General features: G+C 45.1%; 23 protein-coding genes. 13 read left to right on the forward strand and 10 right to left on the reverse strand.

Annotated elements, in window-relative coordinates:
* Positions 1 to 85: 85 nt before the first annotated feature.
* The 6 genes from CKQ84_RS15020 to CKQ84_RS15045 form a co-directional block, all read right to left on the reverse strand.
* Positions 86 to 634, reverse strand: coding sequence for a nuclear transport factor 2 family protein (locus CKQ84_RS15020; RefSeq protein ID WP_105251882.1), 549 nt, complete (start codon positions 632 to 634; stop codon positions 86 to 88).
* 23 nt (positions 635 to 657) lie between these two features.
* A complete protein-coding gene (locus CKQ84_RS15025) occupies positions 658 to 1,482 on the reverse strand; it encodes a zinc-dependent peptidase (RefSeq protein ID WP_105251883.1) in 825 nt (274 codons plus the stop codon).
* A 109-nt stretch (positions 1,483 to 1,591) separates the two neighbouring features.
* A complete protein-coding gene (locus tag CKQ84_RS15030; RefSeq protein WP_105251884.1) occupies positions 1,592 to 3,331 on the reverse strand; it encodes a GGDEF domain-containing protein in 1,740 nt (579 codons plus the stop codon).
* Positions 3,318 to 4,721, reverse strand: coding sequence for an ABC transporter substrate-binding protein (locus tag CKQ84_RS15035; protein WP_105253084.1), 1,404 nt, complete (start codon positions 4,719 to 4,721; stop codon positions 3,318 to 3,320). The genes CKQ84_RS15030 and CKQ84_RS15035 overlap by 14 nt, the downstream gene beginning before the upstream one ends.
* A 249-nt stretch (positions 4,722 to 4,970) precedes the next feature.
* On the reverse strand, positions 4,971 to 5,417 hold the full coding sequence (locus CKQ84_RS15040) for a CopG family transcriptional regulator (RefSeq protein WP_105251885.1): 447 nt from the start codon (positions 5,415 to 5,417) through the stop codon (positions 4,971 to 4,973).
* Positions 5,377 to 6,183 carry an AAA family ATPase gene (locus CKQ84_RS15045; protein ID WP_105251886.1) on the reverse strand — a complete coding sequence of 269 codons (807 nt, stop codon included), beginning with the start codon at positions 6,181 to 6,183 and terminating at the stop codon, positions 5,377 to 5,379. The genes CKQ84_RS15040 and CKQ84_RS15045 overlap by 41 nt, the downstream gene beginning before the upstream one ends.
* 527 nt (positions 6,184 to 6,710) lie before the next feature.
* Between CKQ84_RS15045 and CKQ84_RS15050 the strand changes: the two genes are divergently transcribed.
* The 5 genes from CKQ84_RS15050 to CKQ84_RS15070 all read left to right on the forward strand — a co-directional run bounded on the left by CKQ84_RS15050 (position 6,711) and on the right by CKQ84_RS15070 (position 9,370).
* Positions 6,711 to 7,181, forward strand: coding sequence for a GNAT family N-acetyltransferase (locus tag CKQ84_RS15050; RefSeq protein ID WP_105251887.1), 471 nt, complete (start codon positions 6,711 to 6,713; stop codon positions 7,179 to 7,181).
* 152 nt (positions 7,182 to 7,333) lie between these two features.
* The gene (locus CKQ84_RS15055; RefSeq protein ID WP_006082494.1) at positions 7,334 to 7,543 is read left to right on the forward strand and encodes a DUF3820 family protein; all 210 of its coding nucleotides are present in this window, start codon (positions 7,334 to 7,336) and stop codon (positions 7,541 to 7,543) included.
* Positions 7,544 to 7,668: 125 nt separating this feature from the next.
* Positions 7,669 to 7,971 carry a hypothetical protein gene (locus CKQ84_RS15060; protein WP_006082493.1) on the forward strand — a complete coding sequence of 101 codons (303 nt, stop codon included), beginning with the start codon at positions 7,669 to 7,671 and terminating at the stop codon, positions 7,969 to 7,971.
* Positions 7,972 to 8,157: 186 nt separating this feature from the next.
* Positions 8,158 to 8,679 carry a GNAT family N-acetyltransferase gene (locus CKQ84_RS15065; protein ID WP_105251888.1) on the forward strand — a complete coding sequence of 174 codons (522 nt, stop codon included), beginning with the start codon at positions 8,158 to 8,160 and terminating at the stop codon, positions 8,677 to 8,679.
* Between the two features lie 166 nt (positions 8,680 to 8,845).
* Positions 8,846 to 9,370, forward strand: a complete 525-nt coding sequence (locus CKQ84_RS15070) for a GNAT family N-acetyltransferase (protein WP_105251889.1) — start codon at positions 8,846 to 8,848, stop codon at positions 9,368 to 9,370.
* Positions 9,371 to 9,605: 235 nt separating this feature from the next.
* Here the strand turns inward: CKQ84_RS15070 and CKQ84_RS15075 are convergent, their stop codons facing one another.
* Positions 9,606 to 10,316, reverse strand: a complete 711-nt coding sequence (locus tag CKQ84_RS15075) for a pirin family protein (RefSeq protein ID WP_105251890.1) — start codon at positions 10,314 to 10,316, stop codon at positions 9,606 to 9,608.
* A 13-nt stretch (positions 10,317 to 10,329) separates the two neighbouring features.
* The gene (locus CKQ84_RS15080; protein ID WP_028761260.1) at positions 10,330 to 10,773 is read right to left on the reverse strand and encodes a DoxX family protein; all 444 of its coding nucleotides are present in this window, start codon (positions 10,771 to 10,773) and stop codon (positions 10,330 to 10,332) included.
* Between the two features lie 183 nt (positions 10,774 to 10,956).
* Between CKQ84_RS15080 and CKQ84_RS15085 the strand changes: the two genes are divergently transcribed.
* Entirely contained in the window at positions 10,957 to 11,850 is an 894-nt protein-coding gene (locus CKQ84_RS15085) for a LysR substrate-binding domain-containing protein (RefSeq protein WP_105251891.1), read from the forward strand.
* Between the two features lie 84 nt (positions 11,851 to 11,934).
* Here the strand turns inward: CKQ84_RS15085 and CKQ84_RS15090 are convergent, their stop codons facing one another.
* Together CKQ84_RS15090 and CKQ84_RS15095 are read right to left on the reverse strand one after the other, a co-directional pair.
* Positions 11,935 to 13,680, reverse strand: a complete 1,746-nt coding sequence (locus tag CKQ84_RS15090; protein ID WP_105251892.1) for a bifunctional UDP-sugar hydrolase/5'-nucleotidase — start codon at positions 13,678 to 13,680, stop codon at positions 11,935 to 11,937.
* A gap of 144 nt (positions 13,681 to 13,824) precedes the next feature.
* Positions 13,825 to 14,916, reverse strand: coding sequence for a CNNM domain-containing protein (locus tag CKQ84_RS15095; RefSeq protein WP_028761257.1), 1,092 nt, complete (start codon positions 14,914 to 14,916; stop codon positions 13,825 to 13,827).
* 151 nt (positions 14,917 to 15,067) lie between these two features.
* Between CKQ84_RS15095 and CKQ84_RS15100 the strand changes: the two genes are divergently transcribed.
* The 7 genes from CKQ84_RS15100 to bamB all read left to right on the forward strand — a co-directional run bounded on the left by CKQ84_RS15100 (position 15,068) and on the right by bamB (position 22,496).
* Positions 15,068 to 16,189: a bifunctional tRNA (adenosine(37)-C2)-methyltransferase TrmG/ribosomal RNA large subunit methyltransferase RlmN gene (locus tag CKQ84_RS15100; RefSeq protein WP_028761256.1), complete on the forward strand. Its 1,122-nt coding sequence runs from the start codon at positions 15,068 to 15,070 to the stop codon at positions 16,187 to 16,189.
* Between the two features lie 32 nt (positions 16,190 to 16,221).
* Entirely contained in the window at positions 16,222 to 17,010 is a 789-nt protein-coding gene (pilW, locus tag CKQ84_RS15105; protein WP_028761255.1) for a type IV pilus biogenesis/stability protein PilW, read from the forward strand.
* The gene (locus tag CKQ84_RS15110) at positions 17,007 to 18,077 is read left to right on the forward strand and encodes a RodZ domain-containing protein (protein ID WP_105251893.1); all 1,071 of its coding nucleotides are present in this window, start codon (positions 17,007 to 17,009) and stop codon (positions 18,075 to 18,077) included. Before pilW ends, CKQ84_RS15110 begins: the two co-directional genes overlap by 4 nt.
* Positions 18,078 to 18,125: 48 nt before the next feature.
* Positions 18,126 to 19,241 (forward strand): flavodoxin-dependent (E)-4-hydroxy-3-methylbut-2-enyl-diphosphate synthase, encoded by a 1,116-nt coding sequence (gene ispG / locus CKQ84_RS15115; protein WP_105251894.1) that lies wholly within the window; start codon positions 18,126 to 18,128, stop codon positions 19,239 to 19,241.
* A gap of 144 nt (positions 19,242 to 19,385) precedes the next feature.
* Complete coding sequence (gene hisS, locus CKQ84_RS15120; protein WP_028761252.1) at positions 19,386 to 20,663, forward strand: histidine--tRNA ligase; 1,278 nt, start codon at positions 19,386 to 19,388, stop codon at positions 20,661 to 20,663.
* Positions 20,664 to 20,676: 13 nt separating this feature from the next.
* Positions 20,677 to 21,297, forward strand: coding sequence for a tetratricopeptide repeat protein (locus tag CKQ84_RS15125; protein WP_105251895.1), 621 nt, complete (start codon positions 20,677 to 20,679; stop codon positions 21,295 to 21,297).
* 11 nt (positions 21,298 to 21,308) lie between these two features.
* Positions 21,309 to 22,496 carry an outer membrane protein assembly factor BamB gene (gene bamB / locus CKQ84_RS15130; RefSeq protein WP_105251896.1) on the forward strand — a complete coding sequence of 396 codons (1,188 nt, stop codon included), beginning with the start codon at positions 21,309 to 21,311 and terminating at the stop codon, positions 22,494 to 22,496.
* The last annotated feature ends 8 nt before the right edge of the window (positions 22,497 to 22,504 follow it).

A 22,504-nucleotide genomic window follows, 5' to 3' on the forward strand; every position in this document is an offset into this window, starting at 1 on the left:
AGTTATTGTTTTTATGTTTTTTTAATTTCAAGCTGTATCCTTTCGAAATTGCATTCTTTCAAACTGTATTTTTGGGAGTACTGCACTATTGTTTGTTTGCGGCTTTAATCTCGGCAGTTATTTGCTTGGCTACCTCATTAGGAATGGGAAAGCTTAAATGGTATTGCGCTATTTCCCAGTTGCCATTGGTTTTGATTAAAGTGCCAGTTCCTCGACTGACGCCATAGGCTGGACTATTTAATAACTCGTCAAACAATATGACATTGCCGTGTTGGATTAAATGACGCTCAGTTAAATCATAGCGCCAACCTTTTGTGGGGCGGGAGTAACGTTCAAATTCCGCCATTCCCCAGCGCTCACTCGCATCCGTGCCAATAAAAATGCCGTCTTTTCGGTACAGGGCAAAGTATTTATCCCAATTGGCATCGCTTGAATATTGGTTGAGTAAATCTAATACGTGAGCCGCCGCTTGTTGATCAGGATTCGAAGTCGTTTGAGCGCTTTGTGTTGGCGAGTCCTGTGCCTGTACGCTTACATTAAGGCCGCCAAGCATTAACGCGCTGAGCAGTAACCCCAAGGTAGCGCGATTAATATTGGAACCTTTAACTGAGAATGCATGAGTGTCTTTGAGCATTTGCGTGCCTCTACTCTTATGGGTTAATGCCAGTTTATCGGATCGAGTTGATAAAAGCGGCTCAGTTCACGATACAAGTCTGGGTGTTGTTGGTAAAAATCCTCTGGTTTCTCAAAAAAGACTTCGGTGATGACGGCAAAAAACTCAGCGGGATTAGTCGCACCATAATAATTAAATAATGAGGGCGTGCCAAAATTTGCACTGTGTTGTAATTGGGTAAATTCCCTATTTAGCACTTCAGACCAAGTGCTGTAGTCGGCAAAATGCTGCAGAATGGGTGCGCCATTGGCTTGGCCATCTTCTTGATCGAGCTGATGGGCAAACTCATGGATTACGACATTATTACCATCATGGGGATCGGCGGCGCCGTCTAGAGTATTTCTCCATGAGAGCACAACTTTACCGTATTCCCATGATTCCCCTGCTAGCACATTGCGTTGTTCCCACACGATACCGCTAATGTCTTTATGTTGATTATTGACGATAAAGGCATCGGGATAGACCAAAATCTGTTTCAGTTTGGGGTAAAAGTCGGTTTTACGATTGAGTAGCAGTAGACAGGCTTGGGCCGCGATTGTGACTCTTACTTCATCCGTGATCTCAAAATTATCGCAGCCGATAAAGACTTTTTCATCGATGAAAATTTGGATATGCCGTTTGAGTTGCAGTTGTAGATCTGCGGGTAGAGCATGGAAGTAAGGCAGTCTTTTTTTGAGAATGCTGCGCCATTCTTTTGGAAAAGGTTTCATCGTGACTCGTCGACGATGTAAGGTCTTGCGCCAACGACTCGACAGTAGCCAGGTAATTGCGCCAATTCCTAGGATAAGCGTGATAACAATAGCGAGCATACTTCCCTGACTTTATCCTGATTAACTTAGTATTAGCTAATGGGGGGGAAGTCAGCGTAACTCAATCCTCTGGTGAAAAAAGAAACTGAACAGTCGCCGCATTTTATGGTTAGGAATAGCGAACTGGTTGGTTTAGTCGTGTCTCTGTACGATTGCGACCTGTTAGTTTGGCGTGATAGAGAGCCTCATCAGCTTGATTAATTAAGCTATTCGTATCCATAGGTTGTGATCGCTCCCAGCAAGTAATACCAGCGCTGATGGTCAGTATGCCGTCATGGGGGGAGTCTTCATGTGGTATTTTTAAACTGATGATTTTATTGCGTAATACTTCAGCAAAATGATATGCCTCCTCGAGATTGCTCGATGGCAGTACTATCATGAACTCCTCTCCGCCATAGCGGGCAAGCATGTAAGTGGGTTGTTTCAAGATCGATTTGGTGGCATTCACGATTTTCTTAAGACATTGATCACCTGCGACATGACCATACCTGTCGTTAAATTGTTTAAAATTATCAATATCAAACAGAATTATACCTAGGGGCATGTTGTGGTCCCTTGCATACTCTAATTCTTTTTGGAGTTGTAAATCTAAATAGCGGCGATTATAGCAGCCAGTTAATCCGTCGGTTTCGGCCATGCCTTTAACCTGAGCTGCATAGCTTTTTAATGTCTCTAAGGAGCTCACCATTTGCTGGAGCTCTAAGTTATCAGTGACAGGCATTCTGGCGTCGAGTTTTTCATTGGCAATGGCATTCATAGCATCTCGAGTCGCCATGACAGGCTTGATGATTCCCTTAGTGATAAAGTGCCAACTGGTGAGCCAGATGAAGAAGCAATATAAGATGCCACTGCAGAAAATCAATACGATAAATGCGGTGCTATCGTTTTTAAGTTCGCGGCCTGTTTGCTGAATTTCATTTTCAACTTGGTTAACGAGATCCTGCGTATAGGTCGCAACGATTTGTGCGGCATCAGCTTGGTATTCTAAATGCGCATTGGCGATATGAGTGCTTCTAATTGCTTTGCGAGAAAGTTCAAAGAGGTTGTCTTCACCGACCATGGTCTGTTTTATTTGTGATAACAAATTCAAATATAAGTTTTTATCGCCACCAATACTGTTAAGCATAGCCTCCATGCTTAACAGTAGTCGCATAGCATCTCTTTGGGTTTGGTTTAGTTCAACCAGATTGTCGATGATATTCACTTGAGTTAACTGGGTAAATAAGTGTTCTCCTAGATGACTAAATAAAGATAGCTGATAATTGGTATTGATATTTAAAGCAATCTGGTCAACGTTTTTCAGCTTAAGCTGACGTTCGGAGTCCGTATTAATACGCTGAAATTGGGTTTGCATTTCATCGCTAAATCCCGACGCCATTGACGTTAAGTTGGCTTGAATATTGGCTGCCTGTGAATTGGCTTGTAAGGCAGTATCGGTTAACGTGTTGAGTAATGGCAGTTGTTGTAAGTAATACAGTTGAGTATCTAAGGCGTAATTTAATTCTTGCTTATTGACAGTAGAAGTTTCTATTGAGGCCAGTAGTCGTGAGTCATTGATGAGTAATTCCCATTGTGCGGAAAGTTCGTCTAACAGGCTAGTTCTTTGTTTTTCATCATAATAATTATTTAAGCGTGCAGTAATGATTTGTAGTTTTTCACTGTTTTTTGCCAGTTGCAGCGCAGTGGTGACTTTTACCACATCTACCCCGACTAAGTGTTCAATTTCTGATTTGAGTTGCTGTGACAGTAGTATGGCGACAACACCATTTAATAGCGCCATGCCCACTATGATATAGAAGGCTGAGGTTATTTTTTGTTTCAAACTTTTCAGTGGTTTAGTGCTTGGCATTATTTTCTTTGTCAATAGCAGGTACCTCTCCATAGGTATTTTGGAGGTGTTTTATCTCTGCACTTAATTTAATGAAAATATCTTCACTGTTAGCGGGTCTGCGGCTTGCGCTAAAACAGGCGTGGCTGAGTTCAGGGTAAATTTGTCCCATGGCAGTACTGGTGAAATGCCCAAAGGATAAGACCTTAGTAGACCAAAACATATTGGCTATGTGGCTTGCCTCAAATGCGCCTGCTATGCCTCTTAAAGATTCATCTTTAAATTCTGGGGCTGTTACTACATCCATACGACAGGGATTACCCCCCCCCATAGCATAGGCATGTTGTGCCTCATAGGTGCCCATATATTTGAGCAGCCAATAGGCAGCTTGAGGGTTTTTGCTGTCGTAGCTAACGGCAAAGGCATAAGCGCCATTGTAGGGATAACCTCCAGGCACTTGGCTTACGGCTAGACGCGCGCCGAGAATGTTCTGTTCAACTTTAAAGGATTTATACCACAGATTATTGTAGGCAAAAGGCCACATTGCCGCTTGACCTGTCGCAATAGCATTAGCTGTTTCATTGAAAGCAAACTGCTCGTTAGCGGGAACGGCATAGGGCATTAATTCGCGATATTGCTTGGCCGCTTCAATGGCTTCATGGTTGATGGTAGGCACTTCAAAATGGGAGATCTGTTTCTGGCTGTTATAGACGGGCTGCATCCAAGTGCCCCCTAAGCTCCAAATCATGCTAGAGAATTCATCGTTAATATGGGGCTTATCACCCGACATTAGCGCTAGACCGTAAAAGTCATGAGTCAGTATTTTATCCGCCAATGTAGTGCCTGCTTTACGAGTGAAGAACTGAGCTTGATCTCGTAACTCTGTTAAGGTTTTTGCTGGTGCGAGTGGATAGCCAAACTGACGCAGAAAATGAGCTTTTTCAGTTTTATTATCAAAGAGATCTGCTCGATAATGATTTCCCATAACATAATTGTTATAGGGAATAGCATGGATTTCACCTTGATAGGACAAGATGTTAAGTAGCGATGGGTAATAGGGTTCTAGGTATTTCTCCATGGCCTTTTCGCCATCGGGATCGTAAAGTTTAGCGAGTTCAATTAAGGGCACTGTATAACCATTGGCAGCCCATTCTTTAGCCCAGCCCGCTTCCATTGTGAGTAAATCGTATTTGCCTGAACCTTGAAGTAAATTCTGGGTCTGTAAGTTAAACATATCCTCTAATTCAGTACTGACCACTTGCACTTTTACGCCGGTTTTTGCGGTGAATTTAGGCAACATTTCTTGGGTTAAATAGTCGGTCCAAAATCCTTTTTCAGCGACCAAAGTGATAGGTGTTTTGTTTGTTAGCGGCGGGATTTGTGCCAATGAAAATTCTGCGTAACAGGGCATCATTATCGCTGCGGTTAAACAAAGAAAAATAAATCTGATCCGGTTTAACAAAAATAACACCTTAATGTTACGCATTGACTCTGAGTTAATATCATTAATTCAGCATTGTGTATATTTAAGGATAGGTGGGATCAGAACTTATGCCGCGATTTTATGATGGTTTTTATTGTGTTTTTTACTTTTTGAGCAAAAAGCCGGTAACTCGATCTTAGCTAAGTTACCGGAAAAGGGTGGGAGTAGTGTGAATCGTTAACGGTGTTGGCGTTGTTGTTCTCGTAATTGCCTCAAGGCAATAGGTAGGTCGAAGTGTTGTTCAATCAAGAGTCGGAGCAGCTTTGATTTGGATATACTGCTTTCTTCTGCCAGTGTAGCAAGATGGGTTATAGCCGCTTCACTGAGGGAAAATGTTGCTTTGCGATAGTGTGTTTTAGTTTCTACTTTTGCGGGGAATAATACGTCTGTTTCTAGGCTTTGTTTGTGCAAGCTCAACACATTGGAATGGCTCCGCGCCATGTCAGTTGTGTCTGTGGTTTTTGTGACAGTTGCATCTGCTTTATGATCTAGATTGCTTTTTAGCTTATTCAGACTTTGTCCCATTGCGTACAAGTTTGCCGCTTCAATAAACTCATCTAACGAAAGCGAGTGCTGTAAGCTGCTAGATGACATAGCGTTTTTCTTGAGATCGCTGAGTCCCATTTTGCCCCCTTCGTTGAGTAGTCGTGTGAGTGGATTGAGTTTGATGGGTCAAATGATGATGCATTTGACTCACCCCCTGAGCGTGTATCGCGGGATGTAGGAGATTGGCTAAGCTGGTAGCACAATCGACTTGGAATAGTTCGCAGGCGATAGTTCGAATTTCTTCGGCTGCTTTTCCTATGGGCTCGATTTCAATTACCGATAATCCTGATTCTTCACTGTCATCATAAACATTGCGGCAATATGTTATTGCGTCAAGGACATGGATGTCATAGGTTTTACAGACTTCTTTGGCCTCCAAAATTCGGTTAGCTTGATTGGGTAGACTTGGACATTGGGTGATCACAAAAGAAGCCCGTAACTTGGGATTAATCATCTTACACGTCGCGACTATATCGTCCATGTGACATACGGTTTTTAAATCGCGGCGCTTAGGTCTTAAGGGCATTAAAATGTAAGAGGCGACTGACATGGTTGCTCGTAGTGCTAGGTTATCTTGCCCACCGCAGTCGACTATGACTACATCATAGTGTTGCTCAAGACTGAGTAAGTCATTACGGATCTTACCGTAAAGCTGCACGCAATTGATGCTGGCAAGTTGCGGATTGTTGTTTCTTGCATGGATCCAATCAGAGGTAGTGCGCTGGGGATCGCAGTCCACCATAATGACCGAGGCGCTACATTCTGTAGTTAGAAATACAGCTATATTTTGGGCCAAGCAACTTTTACCGCTGCCGCCTTTTTCTCCACCGATTAAGACTATCATGACGCATTCCTTAATTCTTTTGATGACCCTTGTGCAGCGAGTTGATGTGTTTGGAGCTATCCGCATTGATGTCCGAAATCGAATGTAAGCCTAATGTTAATCTCGGTCAATTGGCTGATTTTTTGACGTTTTTTAATTAAATTGTCGTAGGCGTTTTTTTGTCAGTATCTGGTCATATGCCGTTAATTTGACAAAAAAGATGAGACGAGGGATTTATAAAAATGTTTTTTTATCTTATTGGTTTTACATTGTTTTATCTGTTATCCGTCAGCTAAAAGGTTTGTTTGTGGTGTTCGGTAACTGTGCATAGGACTTAGGGTGTAGTTTTTTATTTCTTCCTCGGTACAAATGTTAATTTTATATTTCTAAATGTTATTAACTGATCTAAGTAAATTATCAGCTTCTCAGTCGAAAGTGGTCTTGTTTGGTGAGGCACTTGTCATCAAACTGCCAAATGCTGGCTTTATCATCTCTATAGACTGACGTCTAAATCGCTTGAAATTTCAACCATGGAGAAGGGATGCCAAATGGATATCAAAACTATTATGCCTATTAAGTTTGAACTCGTTGAAACTGCACCGTTATTTCATGAACTACTTAATCTGCGGGCCACAGTTGGCCTCCCTTCTATTGGCGTTGAACTTGCGGATGTACAGGCATTGTTCTGGGTCTCTATTCGATTAAGTGACAAGACTGAATTGGAACATGCAGGCGCTGGGGCCGCTAAGTCTAATCTATTGGCAACGGCGTGTGTTTATGGCAACAAGCCCGGGCATTTGATGATTGAAGATTTTATTGTCTTACCCGAATACCAATCCTATGGGCTAGCAAAGATAATACTTGAGCGGGTGATGGCCTTTGTTGATGACCATGCGAGTGCGGGAACTTGTGTCAGTATGACCGCCCATGGTGAGCATGAGCGTTTATGTAGTGAATATGGTTTTCAGTATGCTCCCTGCGCTAATTTAGGGCCTAATTTGTTAAAAATTATCGCTTAATATTCGTGTTAGAATGCCTTTTAGGTGTTAGCTAGCGCGTATTTTAGCCCTTGGGTATATAGTCACTTTTGCGTGAGTTAACGGCGACATTTGTTCGCTTATGTTGTAGCATCCGTAGGATTATCGTGACGTTCTGTATGAGATAACAACCTATGGATCAGCAACTCCTTATTGATGCTGTTAATCAAAAAATGCCCTTTGGTAAGTACGCTGGACGTAAGTTGCTCGAATTACCCGAACCTTATCTGGTGTGGTTTCATAAGCAAGGTTTTCCTCAAGGGAAACTTGGTGAGCAATTAGCCCTAATGTACGAAATCAAACTTAATGGCTTAGAAGGCATGCTAAAACCGCTGTTGAAATGAGTTCCCTTCTTTTAAGAAAAATACTGCTTTTGCGATAAGTGTTGTATTTCGTGATAGAGATTAGCGATTTATTGTTTTTAGCGTGCTTTAATGCAGCATATTAGCAAAACAAAAGGAACGCAGGCATGATGGCAAAATGGGTAAAATTAGCGGCAGTAGCGACTTTAGCGTTAGGCATGTCAAGTGCTTGGGCTCAGGGTGTCACCCACGAAGGTACTGTTGTTGATACGATGAACGGTGGTGGTTACACCTACGTACAGATTAAAGAAGCTGATACCACTTTTTGGGCCGCGGGTCCTCAAACTGAAGTGAGCAAAGGCGATAAAGTGGCTGTGGTTGAGCAAATGTGGATGAACGAATTCACCAGCAAAACCTTGAACCGCACCTTTGATAAACTGTTATTTGTTGGCCAAATCGATAAGAAATAGTCAGCAGTATCGAGTGCGCTAACCTGAGCGCCTCTGTAATTCAACGGCTTCGATACTTTCGAGGCCGTTTTTGTTTTTAGCGTTCAATGCCGCTAAATCTGAGTTTGTGACTATCTCGATGGGGACAAAGGCGGCAAAATAGCGGCTATTTTTCTAGCCGTTATTACTCAGCAGGGGATCACTCAAGTGATGGCGTTTGAACAGTTCGAGATCCAGCATTATCAGTCATGTTATGCACGGGAAGTGAGTGAGTTATTTCATCTTTGCGTGCACAGCATTACCCATGTTCGTTATTCGCAGACGCAGCTTATGGCTTGGTCTGCGGCGCCAAGATCGGCTAAACATTGGCATTTACGGTTAAGCCGCTCGAAGGCGTGGGTGGTTTTAGCCATAGATGAAGCGACTGCTTCTTCAGTTTGTTGCGGTTTTATCAATGTCGAAACCCATTTCCCCCGTCAAGGTTACTTAGATAGCTTATATATACATCCAGATTATCAAGGTCAGGGATTAGGTGAGCACGCTTATCTTGTTTTAGAAGCTTGGGCTAAGGCACAAGGCTATGTGCGCTTGAGCTTGGACGCATCTTATCTCTCTAAAGGGTTGTTTACTCGGATGGGATTTATTCAAATACAGCGCAGTTATCAGCAAAAACTTGGGCAAGTGATCCCCGGTTTCTATATGGAAAAGAATATAGGAAAGAATATTTAACGCGCGTTTACTATGGTTTCAGCTAGAAAGTGATGTAAGGTATTCCACAGTAAAACATTAGCTTAACGCCGTTTAGTGACACTATTTAACTAAATCAGCACTGTTTAGCTTAAATTAGAATTCGGTTAATCTTAAGCGATTAACAATTCAAGATGGAGGGCAGAGAATGAAGATTCGACTATTTACGCCATCGGATGTCTCGCAGTTGGCGGCAATCTTTGAGGCGAGTGTAATGCAAGGTTCTGGTGAGTTTTACTCCTTCGCCGAGCGCTCTGCATGGGCTTATATTGAAGGTGAGACCCGCAGCGAGAGTTATTGGCTTGAACGCTTACAGGGAACCACTATTTGGGTTGCCGAAACCGATAATATGCTGGTTGGTTTTATCAATCTTAAGATAGGCGCCGACAGCGATGTTGAAGCCGCTGCCGAAGTGGAATGCTTGTTTGTTCATCCAGAATATGCCCGTTCTGGGGTGGCTACCTCTTTGTATTTTGCGTTGTTTGAAGAAGTTAAAATCTTAGCGCTGAAACGATTAACGGTTGAAGCATCCTATCTCGCGCGACCTTTTTTTGAGAAACAGGGATTTCGCAGTATTCGTCGTAATGAACATAAGCGTTTTTTGAATGCGACGGATAAAGCACAGGGCCAAGCTCAAGTATTGGTTAACTTCAGCATGACGCTCGTCCTCTAACTCAGCTTATCAAGGGCTGTTCTGGTAGCTAAACGAAGCCGTTAGCACTGCTTTATAACATCGCCATAGAAGCGCCAATAAAAAACACTGCCAAAGATGACTTGTGGCAGTGCTTCTCGGTGAGTGCTTATCAAGCTGGCATCTAATCACTTACTCAATCGTTTGCTTGGTAGTTTGCTAATCACTAATAAATAGTGAAGCCGCATTATTTAATCGCTTTGTTAAATCATTTGTATTACGCATTAGGCGACAAGTCGAACACTAATGCGGTAACTGGGCCGCTTGTTGCAGTAAAGTCGATACTCGCGAGTTGTGTCAGATGCGCGCCATCCCCAGCCGTGAGTGTTGTGCCATTGATATCCAACGTACCTTCAATCAATTGAACATACAGATGACGATTTGCTTGAGCGGCGTTTCTACTCATCGTTACTTTTTCGCCTTCACTCAACACTAAACGATATAGGGTCGCATCTTGTTGCACTTTGAGCGTGCCATTTTCACCGTTTGGCGTCACCACGGCTGTCAGTGGTGAGCTTTGCTCAAATGCTTTTTGCTGATAGCCCGCATCTATGCCTAAAGTATCTGGGCGGATCCAAATCTGTAAAAAGTGCAGCGGCTCGGTTTTAGAGGCATTAAACTCGCTGTGGTAAATGCCTTTACCTGCGGACATCAATTGAAACTCTCCTGCGGGTAAGGTTTTGATATTGCCGAAGCTATCCTTGTGAGCGATAGTGCCGGATATCACGTAACTGATTATCTCCATGTCTTTATGACCATGGGTATCAAAACCTGCGCCGGGTGCCACTCTGTCATCGTTGATGACTCTTAGGGATGATATCCCCATGTGCTCTGGGTCATAGTAGCTAGAGAAAGAGAAGGTATGTTGACTCTTTAGCCAGCCTAAGTCTGCTTGACCGCGATCTTGTGCTTTTCTTAATGTGATCATCTTGCTTTCCCCTTTATTTGATGCGGTTAGCGAATAGGTTATCTACAGCGAATTTGCCAGCACCTGATACCGTCAATGAGACTGTGGCTGCTAATAGGGCGAGACCAAATTCGTAACCGTTATTGGCAAGGAACAGACCGTTGCCTATATGTACCGAGAAAATCGCCACAACCATAGTGAATGACAAGACGAGGGCCGTTGGGCGAGTCAGCAGGCCGAGCAACAGGAACAGGCCGCCGAAGAATTCACTTGAACCTGCCATCAATGCCATTAAGTAACCTGGCGTCAAACCAATCGATGCCATCCATTGTCCAGTGCCTTCTAAGCCGTAACCACCAAACCAGCCAAACAGTTTTTGTGAACCATGGGCGATTAAGATGATCCCGATAGGAATGCGCAGTGCCAGTGGGGCAAAACTCGGGGCTGATTTCAGTGTTTTTGTGATCAGTGCTTTCATGGGATATTCCTCATTTCAAATTATTTAACGAATAGTTAAGGGTATTGTTCACTCAGTCTTAAGTTAGTTTGGCTGCAGTTCCGCAGAACCTCTCCATTGCTAAGCAGTGTAGACTTGACCTTTGGCAAAGAAAATCGGAACATTTTCAATATCTACTTCAAATAATTTGAATATGAGGTTTTTATGTTGCCATCTATTAATCTCGATGGATTAATCGTGCTCGATGCCATTGATAAGAAAGGCAGTTTTTCCGCAGCGGCCGAGTCCTTGTTTCGGGTGCCGTCGGCACTGACCTACACAGTGCAGAAACTGGAAAGCGATTTAGGCACAAAATTATTTGAACGTAAGGGCCAGCGCGCCGAGCTGACCTTAGTCGGTCAACTTGTGCTGCGCCAAGGCAGAGAAATCCTTGCGGCAACATCAAGGCTCGAAGAGGCGGTGCGTCAACTCGAGACAGGCTGGGAGTCTTCATTGACCTTAGCTATAGATACAGTGGTGCCGGATTTACCCCTGCTGCAGTTGATTGGTGAGTTTACTGAGCTGGGTAAGCAAGTGACTGTGAATATCAGCGAAGAGTCCTTAGGTGGCGGCTGGGATGCGCTCTATTCTGGCCGTGCCGATATCGCCATCGGCGTAACAGGGGAGTTGCCCAAAGGCCAATATCATGTGGTTGAAATTGGGGAGTTGGAGTTTGTATTTGCTTTAAATCCCGCGCACCCATTGGCGCAACATGCAGGTCCAATTCCGACCGAGGCATTGCTGCAATTTCCTTCTATTGTGGTAGCAGATAGTTCGACTGCCCTAGCACAGCGATCAAGTGGTTTATTTGATAGTCGCCAAGTGATCCGTGTGCCGAATATGCAGACCAAAATTAAGGCGCAGCAATTGGGATTAGGTGTGGGTTACATTCCAAAGCACTTGATCTTAGATGCGTTGGCGGCGGGAAGCCTAGTGGCTTGTCATGTGGAAATGCCGCGCCCAACGCAAGCTGTGTTTATGGCATGGCGTAAATATGCTGAAGGCAAGGCGCAGGATTGGTTTACTGCGCGTTTACCGCAATGTGATTGGCAATTTTAAGCTCAGGTTTGTTTAGTGCTTTGTAAGTTGCCACTCACTTTGCTCCTCACAGCATTAATGTTTACGCCATGGGGAGCATAGCGCCTAACCTATACGTTGGCTGTGGCTGGTGTAATGCACATGCTGTGACAATAAATCAGACAGATTCGGTGAGCGATTCAAGAATCGAATAAAGGCCTGTGGCAAAGTCAGTGACTCCATCGACTCCTGCCAGCGGGCTTGCAGCAATGGAGAATAACCTTCTTTACCAGCGGCGGTATAAGATGTTGAAACTCCTACGTAAAGTGACTCAGGTTCAACGGGGTACCATAGTGATTGGCTGTCCTGCTGCATCATCTCCAATCTAAATAAACGCTCACCCAGTGGGCGTCGCCCATCGTAGTAATACCGTAGGCCGTAGGTGTAGGGGAAACTACCCGCGCCTGTGCCACGGACGCTGTTGTTGGTCGCCGCGTTAATCGCCGATTCGAGCGCTTGATAGAGGAATTGACCTTGAATTTCATACTTAACTAATGGTAATTCGAAGGGGAGTAATTGCCCCATCACATCGGCTAGTGTCAATTGTCCTTGGGCCACCGATTGGCGCACACCGCCAGCATTATGCAGAGCAAAGTTCACTCTTGGGTCGACCAGTTTGGCTTCTTGGAACATGCTGCGACTCACCCAAGGTGCTATTTCACTGCCGTGGGGCAGGGCTTTAGAGGGTAAGCGGGTATGGACTAAGTTCTTCGGCACCAGTGCTAACACTTTGTTTTCCATCTCTGCGATAGCCGGTTTGTAGATATCTCGGATCACGCCATCGATATCGGCATCGGCATCATCCCAAAAGATATTCGGATGCTGATTAAGCTGCTGGCGCACAGCTTGGTAATCTTGGTTATCGACGGCCGTGTTAGCACTTAAGATAAAGTGTTGATCTAGCATGAAGTAGTTGCCGCCCTTTAAATTCAGCATTTTACCTTCAGCGTCAAATACTACCTCGGCCAAGCCGACGACTTCGGCATATTTACCCGCATGCACTATGGGCGTGTTATTAATAACTTCACCGTAGGGCAGGTTGCTCAAACCTAAGGCGCGAAAATCCCCCTGTAGTGTATGCGTGTGACCGCCGACGATAAGGCTAATACCATCGACTTCGGCCGCGAGGCGTTTATCCTGATCTAAGCCTAAGTGGCTGAGCACGATAATATGCTTAATACCTTGATTTTTAAGGTGCTCAACCGTGTGCGCGGTAGTGGCGATAGCATCGACAAAATGGGTGTCGGGATCGGGACGAGCGATCTCTTTCATCTGATCTAAGGTAATACCGACAATGGCTAATGTCTTATCGTGGAAGGGCTTAAGCAGGTATTTCGCGTGTTTTTGCTCATGATCATAATCCAAGATATTAGGCAAACCCCGCAGACAACCGGGTTTGTTTAGATCCTCTTGGCTTAAATCCATATTGCCCGCAAGCAATGGGAAATCAATTTGCTTGGCAAACTCGGCAAGTCTGGCGTTACCTTCATCGATATCGTGGTTGCCAATGACCATAGCATCAGGTGCCAACAGATTGAGTAAGTGGGCGTTGGCCTTACCTTTAAAATGGCTGAAATACAGCGTGCCCTGGAAGCTGTCACCACCATGCAGGAAAATAAAAGGCGTATTGGTTTGTGCAGCGGTGTGACGCGCTTTTGTGATGTGATGGCCGATGCGGGCATAACCACCGCTATGGCTGGTCACATCTAGCTTATGTTGACCTATGTTAAGGCTAAATTGGACGCGGCAGGGTTCAAAATTCGAATGGGTGTCATTAATGTGCGCGAGTGAGAGTGTGTAGCTCTGTGTCATAACTTACCTCTATTACGGCGGGTGAGTATATACCCAAGCAACCTGAAAATGCGAGTTTCAGAGGGTTCTGAGTCATCCGCATTCTAAAAGAATAAAGGGAGCTAGGCTCCCTTTATATTAACAAGCACTAAACTTGGTTAGCCTTCAACCAGATTTGGCTTCGTCATCATCGGATGCGGCTTCAAAATCACCGTCATCGGATAGGCGAATGCCTTTTTGCTTCATGCGCTTAGTCCAAAGTTTACGTGCCAATTGCTGCATATCGGTCGCTGGGTCGTTTAGATCGACAATCTCTAATCCTAACATAGATTCGATAATATCTTCTTGAGTTACGATACCTTGGCTACTGCCGTACTCGTCGACCACCATCGCAATTTGGGTGTTACGTTTAATCATACGCTCAAAAAGTGGCAGAATTTTTGCGGTTTCAGGCACCACAAATAAACTCCGTTTAAGTTCACCAATCGGTGCTTCTGGCGTGTAACGCTCTGCTAGCAATACATCGGTGCGGGTAATGTAACCAATCACATCATCATGATCTTGGTCGTAAACTGGAATTCGAGTAAAAGGCTTGTCGCGGTATTGGCGCACAAACTCATTTTGGGTGAGATCTATGGGCAAAGAAAACATTACAGTACGTGGAGTCATGATCGCTGTGACTGGCATATCTCGCACCTTCAGCATTTGCGTCAAAATTTTTGACTCTTGCTCATCAAGCTCACCGGATTCATGGCCAATTTTGGCCATAGCACTCATCTCTTGGCGTATGTAGTGGCCTTCATCACCTTTGCCCATTAGGCGAGTGACTTGCTGTGACATCCAGATCAGCGGTTTAGTGGTACGCTTCATCCACAGCACGGCAACAGAAACACTTGGTGCGAGGCGACGCCAATGGTTTGCACCCAATGATTTAGGAATGATTTCTGAGAAAAACAGGATAATAAAGGTTAATACGCCCGAGAAAACACCTAACATATCGTCACCAAATACTTTAGCCGCTTGCGCACCTGCAACGGCGGCACCGACGGTATGAGCGATAGTATTTAGGGTAAGGATTGACACCAAAGGGGCTTCGACATTCTCTTTCAATCTACGCAAGCGCGCGGCTGCGGCACTGTCAGTTTGTTCGAGTGATGCGATATAACTTGGGGTAACCGATAACAGAACAGCTTCGAACACACTGCACAGAAAAGAAACAGCAACAGCGACAAGCACTATAATGATGAGGGTTAACATATAGGTGGAATTACAACTCCGTATTTTAGGCCAATATTAGCCCTTGGAGATTCTATCATAGGTGAATTGAGTTACTGGCTAAAATTTATTTGCGTCTGTATAATTCGCCGCCCTGTTGCAGGATCCGGTTTTTGGTGTTGAGGTTAGCTATATGAGTGAAAAGAAGATCAATTTATTAGACCTTGATCGTAAGGCGATGCGCGCATTATTTGCGGAAATGGGTGAAAAACCCTTTCGTGCCGATCAGCTCATGAAATGGCTATATCATTTCGGTGTCAGTGACTTCGAAGAGATGACCAACATCAACAAAGTGTTACGTCAAAAGTTGGCGGCCCGCTGCGAGATCGTTGCACCAGAAATTTCGAGTTTCCAAAAATCGACTGATGGTACGATAAAATTTGCAATTAATGTTGGCCAAGGCCAAGAAGTGGAAACGGTTTATATTCCTGAGGATGATCGTGCGACCTTGTGTGTATCTTCACAGGTTGGCTGTGCGCTGGAATGTACTTTCTGCTCGACGGGTCAGCAAGGTTTTAACCGTAACTTAACGGTTTCTGAAATCGTCGGCCAAATCTGGCGCGTATCGCACTTTTTAGGGTTTGCAAAAGACACGGGCGAGCGTCCGATCACTAACGTCGTGATGATGGGCATGGGTGAGCCATTACTCAATTTAGCCAATGTGATCCCTGCTATGGACATCATGCTCGATGATTTTGGTTTTAGTTTATCAAAGCGCCGCGTGACTTTATCAACATCAGGCGTAGTGCCAGCGTTAGATAAACTGGGCGATGCCATCGATGTGGCACTTGCTGTCAGTATTCATGCACCCAATGATGAGTTGCGTGACATTCTGGTCCCGATCAATAAAAAGTATCCGCTGGATGAGTTTTTAGCGGGTATTCGTCGCTATATTGCTAAATCAAATGCTAACCGCGGCCGCGTGACAGTTGAATATGTGATGTTAGATCATATCAACGACAGCACAGACCAAGCCCATGAGTTAGCTAAGTTAATGAAAGATACGCCTTGTAAGGTGAATCTGATCCCATTTAATCCGTATCCAGGCTCGCCTTATGGCCGCTCATCTAATTCACGTATCGACCGTTTTTCTAAGGTTCTTATGGAATACGGTTTTACTGTCATCGTACGTAAAACCCGTGGAGATGACATCGATGCCGCTTGTGGTCAGTTAGCTGGCGATATTCGCGACAGAACGAAACGTTTAGCGAAAAAACGCATGCAAGAAAACCAGATTTCAGTCACAATGAATTAACTCTTTGTTTGCACAGATTTATAGGCTTGCCCATGAAGCATGGATTGCCAAGGTTTTCGTTGATTTTAAGCCTGTCATTATTGATGACAGGATGCGTCACTGAGCGTACTTATACTGGGACAGATATTCCTGTTTCGGAACGAAAGTTAGACAAAGTCGCCGCCGCAAGAGAGCGGATGCAGCTCGGTTTAACCTATTTAAATCGAGGTAGCACGGAACAAGCCAAATACAATCTTGATAAAGCATTAGAATATGCTCCAGAGCTCGAAGATGTGCATACCGCTCTGGCTTATTACTATCAAACCGTGGGCGATTTAGTGCGTACCGAAGAGTCGTACATGAATGCCATTAGTACTAAGGACGCCTCTGGCGATTCCATGAATAATTTCGGGGTGTTTTTGTGCCAACAAAAGCAATACAACAAAGCTGAAAAAATGTTTTTGGCCGCAATTGAAATGCCCAAATATACGCGCACTGCCTCAAGCTATGAGAACTTAGGTCTTTGTAGTCGCGAAGCAGGACAAGCAGAAAAGGCACGACAGTATTTTCAGATGGCGTTAAAGTATGACCCGAGACGCTCGGTGTCATTACTGGAGTTGGCAGAGTTAGAAGTCGATCAAGGTGATTTTATTCAGGCGCGAAACCAATTAGCGCGCTATCACCAAGTGGCTGAGCAAACTCCAGAAAGTTTAGCGCTCGGGATCAAAATAGAGCAGGCAGTGAATGATGATGCCGCTGTGAAGAGATTTGGTATTTTATTGCTTGCCAAATTCCCAGCATCACCTCAGGCCAAGCAATACAGAGTTAATTTGCATCAATGAAAGATCATGAAACCAATGCGCCAGTTGAGTCGGTAGCACCGCAATCAGTCGCGCTAGATGTCACGCTTGGTACTTTATTAAAAGCCGCCCGCGAAAAAATGGGCCTTAGTATTCAAGATGCCGCTGTAAAGCTGCATCTACGTCCTCGTATTATTGAAGATATTGAAGCTGACAATTTTACAAATATTGCCTCATCGACTTATGTACGTGGCTATGTGAAAAACTACGCGCGTATGGTCAGTGCCGATGCGGCTTTGATTGAAGCTTGTCTTGTGCAGCAAGTGCCAGTCGTGACTGAGCCTGCAATGCAAAGTTTTTCACGCAAAACCACATATCAAGCTCGCGATACGCGTTTAACTTGGCTGAGTATTTTTATCGTCATAGTGTTACTCGGTTCGTTAGTCGTCTGGTGGATGCAAAAAACGACCTTGCTAAGCACTATTGATGTGTCGCAACCCACGGCTGAAGAGGTCGCAGCGGCGAATCAGACGCTGCCAGGTGATGTGTTATTGACCGAAACGGATGCCAGTCCTCGTTTGACTGAGATTGCCGCAAACGGCTCAATGTCTATCGATGGTCCAATTAAAGATACTGATGCAAGCACTATTGATGTCAGCACAGGACCAACGGACAATAATTATCCTCAGACCGTTGATACGAGTAATGAAGATGGTGGTTCAGCAATCGCAGCCACTACGACAACGCCATCTGTTCCGCAAACGACAGCTCCTGTAGTCCAACAGCCTGTTAGTTCAACGCCTTCACCCACCACAACATCAACGACCACTGCCACTGCAGCAAGTACTTTGGTTGCTGTTGCAGGACAATCGATTATAGATGTCCAGTTGACGGGTGATTGCTGGATAAACATTGTTGATGCGAAAGGTAAAGCGTTAGTCGATGGTGTTAAAGGCGCTGGCGCGACAGTGCAAGTGAGCGGTGTGCCACCGTTTAAAGTCATTTTAGGTGCCCCCCATGTAGCGACCTTAAGCTTAGATGGTCAAATTGTTAGCCTAGCGGATTTCCCCAAGGGACGAGTCGCGCGTTTAACCTTGCCTAAAGCCTAACGACCGCGTAATGATCTGCAGCACGTACCGAAATAGAGCGTATTAAGCATGTATAATGAAACTCCCATAAAAAGACGTCCTTCCACCCGCATTTATGTGGGTAATGTACCGATTGGTGATGGGGCGCCGATTGCTGTTCAGTCAATGACCAATACTAAGACCACAGATGTTGAAGCGACAATTGCTCAAATTCGTGCCTTAGAGAAAGTCGGTGCCGATATAGTGCGTATCTCTGTACCCACTATGGATGCGGCTGAAGCCTTTAAACTCATTAAGCAAGCGGTCAATGTTCCTTTAGTGGCCGACATTCATTTTGATTATCGCATTGCTTTAAAAGTTGCTGAGTACGGTGTCGATTGCCTTCGAATCAATCCGGGCAATATAGGCAATGAAGAGCGTATTCGTAGCGTGGTGGAATGTGCCCGTGACCATAATATTCCTATCCGTATTGGTGTGAATGGTGGGTCATTAGAAAAAGATCTAATGGACAAGTACAAAGAACCCACACCTGAAGCCTTGCTTGAATCAGCTATGCGCCATGTGGATATTCTGGACAGATTGAACTTTGATCAGTTCAAGGTCAGCGTTAAAGCCTCCGATGTATTTTTAGCGGTCGAATCCTACCGTTTATTGGCAAAGCAAATTCGCCAACCCCTGCATTTAGGCATTACCGAAGCCGGTGGCGCGCGCGCGGGTTCAGTGAAATCGGCCGTAGGCTTAGGCATGTTATTGGCCGAAGGCATAGGCGATACCCTACGAATTTCCTTGGCCGCTGATCCGGTCGAAGAAATCAAAGTCGGTTTTGACATTTTAAAGTCGCTGCGTATTCGTAGCCGTGGCATTAACTTTATTGCCTGTCCATCTTGTTCTCGTCAAGAGTTCGATGTGATCAGTACAGTCAATGAGTTAGAGCGTCGCCTCGAAGACGTGACTACCGCCATGGATGTGTCTATTATCGGCTGCGTAGTCAACGGCCCAGGTGAAGCCTTAGTGTCGCACATCGGCTTAACCGGTGGGCACAATAAGAGCGGTTACTATGACGAGGGTGAACGTCAAAAAGAACGTTTTGACAACGACAACATTGTCGATTCCCTCGAAGCGAAAATTCGCGCAAAAGCCAGTCAAATGGCGAACCGTATTCAAATCAAAGATACAACTGAGTAATATGTACCCGCATTTGGGCATAGATTACGCTTAATGATGTTGAGCTAGGCCCCGAAACCGACGGGGTCGTTTTACGTTTTACGCTCAAAAGCCTATAATGCGTGACATTTTTATTAATTTAGCGAAATCGGACGAGTCGATACAGTGGCAAAACAGATCCAAGCGATTCGCGGAATGAATGACATTCTGCCAACTCAAAGTCCTCTATGGCAAAAAGTGGAAGCGGTACTACGTTCGAGCGTCAGTGCTTACGGTTACAGCGAAATCCGCACTCCAATAGTGGAAAATACAGATCTTTTTAAACGCTCTATCGGTGAAGTGACTGATATTGTTGAAAAAGAAATGTATACCTTCGCAGATAATAACGGTGACAGCTTAACGCTACGCCCTGAAGGTACCGCGTCGACAGTGCGTGCAGGTAACGAAAACGGTCTGCTATATAACCAAGAGCAACGTCTTTGGTATATGGGGCCTATGTTCCGCCACGAGCGCCCACAAAAAGGCCGTTATCGTCAGTTTAACCAATTTGGCGTTGAAGTGTATGGCATTGGCTCGGCTGATATTGATGCTGAAGTCCTAATGCTATCGGCACGTCTGTGGGAAAAACTCGGTATTAGCGAGCACGTCTCATTAGAGCTAAATACCTTAGGTGATCCTGCTGAGCGCGCTGTTTATCGTGATGCCTTAATAGCGTTTTTAGAGCTGCATAAAGATGCGCTAGATGAAGACAGTAAGCGTCGCATGTACAGCAATCCGCTGCGAGTATTGGATTCAAAAGATCAAAATGTCCAAGCCATATTGGTTGATGCACCTGAGTTAATGGATTTTCTCGGTGAAGAATCGAAGACACATTTTTCACAATTGCGTGAACTACTTGACGCAGTGGGTATCAAATACACCATTAATCCGCGTCTAGTACGTGGTTTAGATTACTATAATCGCACTGTATTTGAATGGGTTACATCTAGTTTAGGCTCACAAGGTACTGTACTTGCGGGGGGGCGCTACGATGGTTTAGTCGCTCAGTTAGGTGGTAAAGATACTCCAGCGGTCGGTTTTGCTATGGGCTTAGAGCGCATTGTCTTGCTGCTTGAAACCTTAGAGCTAACCAAAGATATTCCGCCAGAAGTGGATGTGTATGTCACGGCCATGGGTGATAGCTGTCTGGTCGAAGCCATCAAGGTCGCGCAGGAATTACGTAACGCACTGCCAAACCTTAAAGTGATGAGTCACTGTGGCGGCGGTAACGTGAAGAAACAAATGAAGCGTGCCGACAAAAGCGGTGCGAGTGTGGCACTACTGATAGGTGAAGATGAACTTGCCGAAGGTATGGTTACGGTTAAACATTTACGCAATGACATCGAACAACAACGGGTAGCTCGAAGTGCCTTAGGCGCATTTTTGGCTGAACTGATCAAATAAAGGGGACGTGCGCGTGGAAATTTATAGCACAGAAGAACAACAAGTTGATGCTATCAAGCAGTTCTGGAAAGATTACGGAAATTCAATTTTAATCGGTGCCGTAGTGGGTTTAGGCGGCCTATATGCGTGGAATTATTATTCTGACGTTAAAGTGGCACAAGCGGAAGAAGCTTCAAAAGCGTTCCAAAATTTGACCACTAAATCTGCCGATGAAGCCGCAATGCTGGCGGGTGTCGCCGAGTTTTCTAAAAATCACGATCAAAAGGGCTATCAAGCCTTGTTAGAACTGATCGTGGCCAAAACTGCGGTAGAAGCGAAGGATTATCCAAAAGCGATTGATGCCTTGAACAAGGTGATTGCGGCTAAACCCGGTGCTGGTTTAGATGTGATTGCGACTTTGCGTTTAGCACGAGTACAAGCTGAGCAAGGTCAAATTGATGCAGCTCTAGCGACCTTAGATCAAGTAACAGATAAAGCTTTCTTTGCTCAGCGCGATGAGTTGAAAGGTGATTTCTTAGTACGTCAAGGTGATGTTGAGAAGGCAAAAACAGCTTATCAAGCTGCCATGGACAATGGTGGTGTGGTGACAAGCCCTGCGCTTAAAATCAAACTTGATAGCCTAAATCAGGCATAAGGGATCCCTTGATGAAGTCTTGGTGCAAAAACCTGCTAGCCGCTGGATTAAGTCTGGCCATGTTATCCGCCTGTTCGTCGAGCGATGTCGAAGAAGAACCGGTAAGTGAGTTAACTGCCATTCAGGCGACAGTGTTTCCTGAAGTGAGTTGGAGCGCCTCTGTCGGTAATGGTGTTGGTGATTATTATTCTCGCCTCGCCCCCGCCGTTAGTTACGGAAAAATTTTTGCCGCCGACCGTTATGGTGAAGTGGTTGCCTTCGATGAGGCCACTGGCGAGCGTGTTTGGACTAAAGATTTCAGCGAAGAGTTTCGTGATAACGCTTTAGCGAAAAATAAAGGTGCGCGTATTGCTGCTGGTGTGACTGCTGCGCGTAATAAAGTCTTTTTAGGTGGTGAAAGTGGGCTGCTTGCTGCACTGAACGCTGAAGATGGTCAAGTGTTATGGCATGTCGTTGCGGGCGGTGAATTACTGTCAGCTCCCACTGTGGCCGATGACGTCGTGGTGGTCAGTACCAGCTCTGGTTCACTCGAAGCGTTTAACGTTGATACTGGCGCTAAGCTGTGGGTGTATGAAATGCAATTGCCGAATCTGACCCTGCGCGGTACAGGTTCTGCAGCTTACGAAGCGGGTGGTTTCTTCATCGGTACCGCCGATGGCAAAGTGGCTGTTGTGATTAAAAACAATGGTCAAGCTGCGTGGGAACAGGCGATTTACAATCCAACGGGCGGTAACGAGTTTACGCGTATGGCCGACGTGGATATGACCCCCTTGATCCTTGGCGACAATTTATACGCGGTGAGCTACAACGGTAACTTAGTGTCGATGGAACTGCGCACGGGTCGAGTTGTGTGGACACGTAAGTATTCTAGCTTTAACGAGTTAGCATCAGCGGGCCTAAGCTTGTACTTAGTTGACGATCACAGCCGTATCTACTCAGTTGATAAACGTAACGGTTTGGAACTGTGGAGTAATTCTGAGTTAGCTAACCGCACTCTGACATCTCCGGCTGTATATAAAGACTATTTAGTTGTGGGTGATTTCGAAGGTTATTTACACTTCATCGATCGCAGTACAGGGACGATTGTGGGTCGTGTCCAAGTGGACAGCTCAGGATTATACAGCCAGCCGTTAGTGGTGGATGATAAAATCTATGTTCAAGGTCGCAGCGGAAAGTTGGCTGTTGTAACACTTCCATAGTTAAAAGT

It is taken from the genome of Shewanella sp. WE21, from assembly GCF_002966515.1.
GTDB classification, from domain to species: domain Bacteria; phylum Pseudomonadota; class Gammaproteobacteria; order Enterobacterales; family Shewanellaceae; genus Shewanella; species Shewanella oncorhynchi.

Excerpts from the sequence above, each read along its gene's own strand:
- CKQ84_RS15020 (WP_105251882.1), bottom strand. The coding sequence starts at position 634 with ATGCTCAAAGACACTCATGCATTCTCAGTTAAAGGTTCCAATATTAAT.
- CKQ84_RS15025 (WP_105251883.1), bottom strand. The coding sequence starts at position 1,482 with ATGCTCGCTATTGTTATCACGCTTATCCTAGGAATTGGCGCAATTACC.
- CKQ84_RS15030 (WP_105251884.1), bottom strand. The coding sequence starts at position 3,331 with ATGCCAAGCACTAAACCACTGAAAAGTTTGAAACAAAAAATAACCTCA.
- CKQ84_RS15035 (WP_105253084.1), bottom strand. The coding sequence starts at position 4,721 with ATGCCCTGTTACGCAGAATTTTCATTGGCACAAATCCCGCCGCTAACA.
- CKQ84_RS15040 (WP_105251885.1), bottom strand. The coding sequence starts at position 5,417 with ATGGGACTCAGCGATCTCAAGAAAAACGCTATGTCATCTAGCAGCTTA.
- CKQ84_RS15045 (WP_105251886.1), bottom strand. The coding sequence starts at position 6,183 with ATGATAGTCTTAATCGGTGGAGAAAAAGGCGGCAGCGGTAAAAGTTGC.
- CKQ84_RS15050 (WP_105251887.1), top strand. The coding sequence starts at position 6,711 with ATGGATATCAAAACTATTATGCCTATTAAGTTTGAACTCGTTGAAACT.
- CKQ84_RS15055 (WP_006082494.1), top strand. The coding sequence starts at position 7,334 with ATGGATCAGCAACTCCTTATTGATGCTGTTAATCAAAAAATGCCCTTT.
- CKQ84_RS15060 (WP_006082493.1), top strand. The coding sequence starts at position 7,669 with ATGATGGCAAAATGGGTAAAATTAGCGGCAGTAGCGACTTTAGCGTTA.
- CKQ84_RS15070 (WP_105251889.1), top strand. The coding sequence starts at position 8,846 with ATGAAGATTCGACTATTTACGCCATCGGATGTCTCGCAGTTGGCGGCA.
- CKQ84_RS15075 (WP_105251890.1), bottom strand. The coding sequence starts at position 10,316 with ATGATCACATTAAGAAAAGCACAAGATCGCGGTCAAGCAGACTTAGGC.
- CKQ84_RS15080 (WP_028761260.1), bottom strand. The coding sequence starts at position 10,773 with ATGAAAGCACTGATCACAAAAACACTGAAATCAGCCCCGAGTTTTGCC.
- CKQ84_RS15085 (WP_105251891.1), top strand. The coding sequence starts at position 10,957 with ATGTTGCCATCTATTAATCTCGATGGATTAATCGTGCTCGATGCCATT.
- CKQ84_RS15090 (WP_105251892.1), bottom strand. The coding sequence starts at position 13,680 with ATGACACAGAGCTACACACTCTCACTCGCGCACATTAATGACACCCAT.
- CKQ84_RS15095 (WP_028761257.1), bottom strand. The coding sequence starts at position 14,916 with ATGTTAACCCTCATCATTATAGTGCTTGTCGCTGTTGCTGTTTCTTTT.
- CKQ84_RS15100 (WP_028761256.1), top strand. The coding sequence starts at position 15,068 with ATGAGTGAAAAGAAGATCAATTTATTAGACCTTGATCGTAAGGCGATG.
- pilW (WP_028761255.1), top strand. The coding sequence starts at position 16,222 with ATGAAGCATGGATTGCCAAGGTTTTCGTTGATTTTAAGCCTGTCATTA.
- CKQ84_RS15110 (WP_105251893.1), top strand. The coding sequence starts at position 17,007 with ATGAAAGATCATGAAACCAATGCGCCAGTTGAGTCGGTAGCACCGCAA.
- ispG (WP_105251894.1), top strand. The coding sequence starts at position 18,126 with ATGTATAATGAAACTCCCATAAAAAGACGTCCTTCCACCCGCATTTAT.
- bamB (WP_105251896.1), top strand. The coding sequence starts at position 21,309 with ATGAAGTCTTGGTGCAAAAACCTGCTAGCCGCTGGATTAAGTCTGGCC.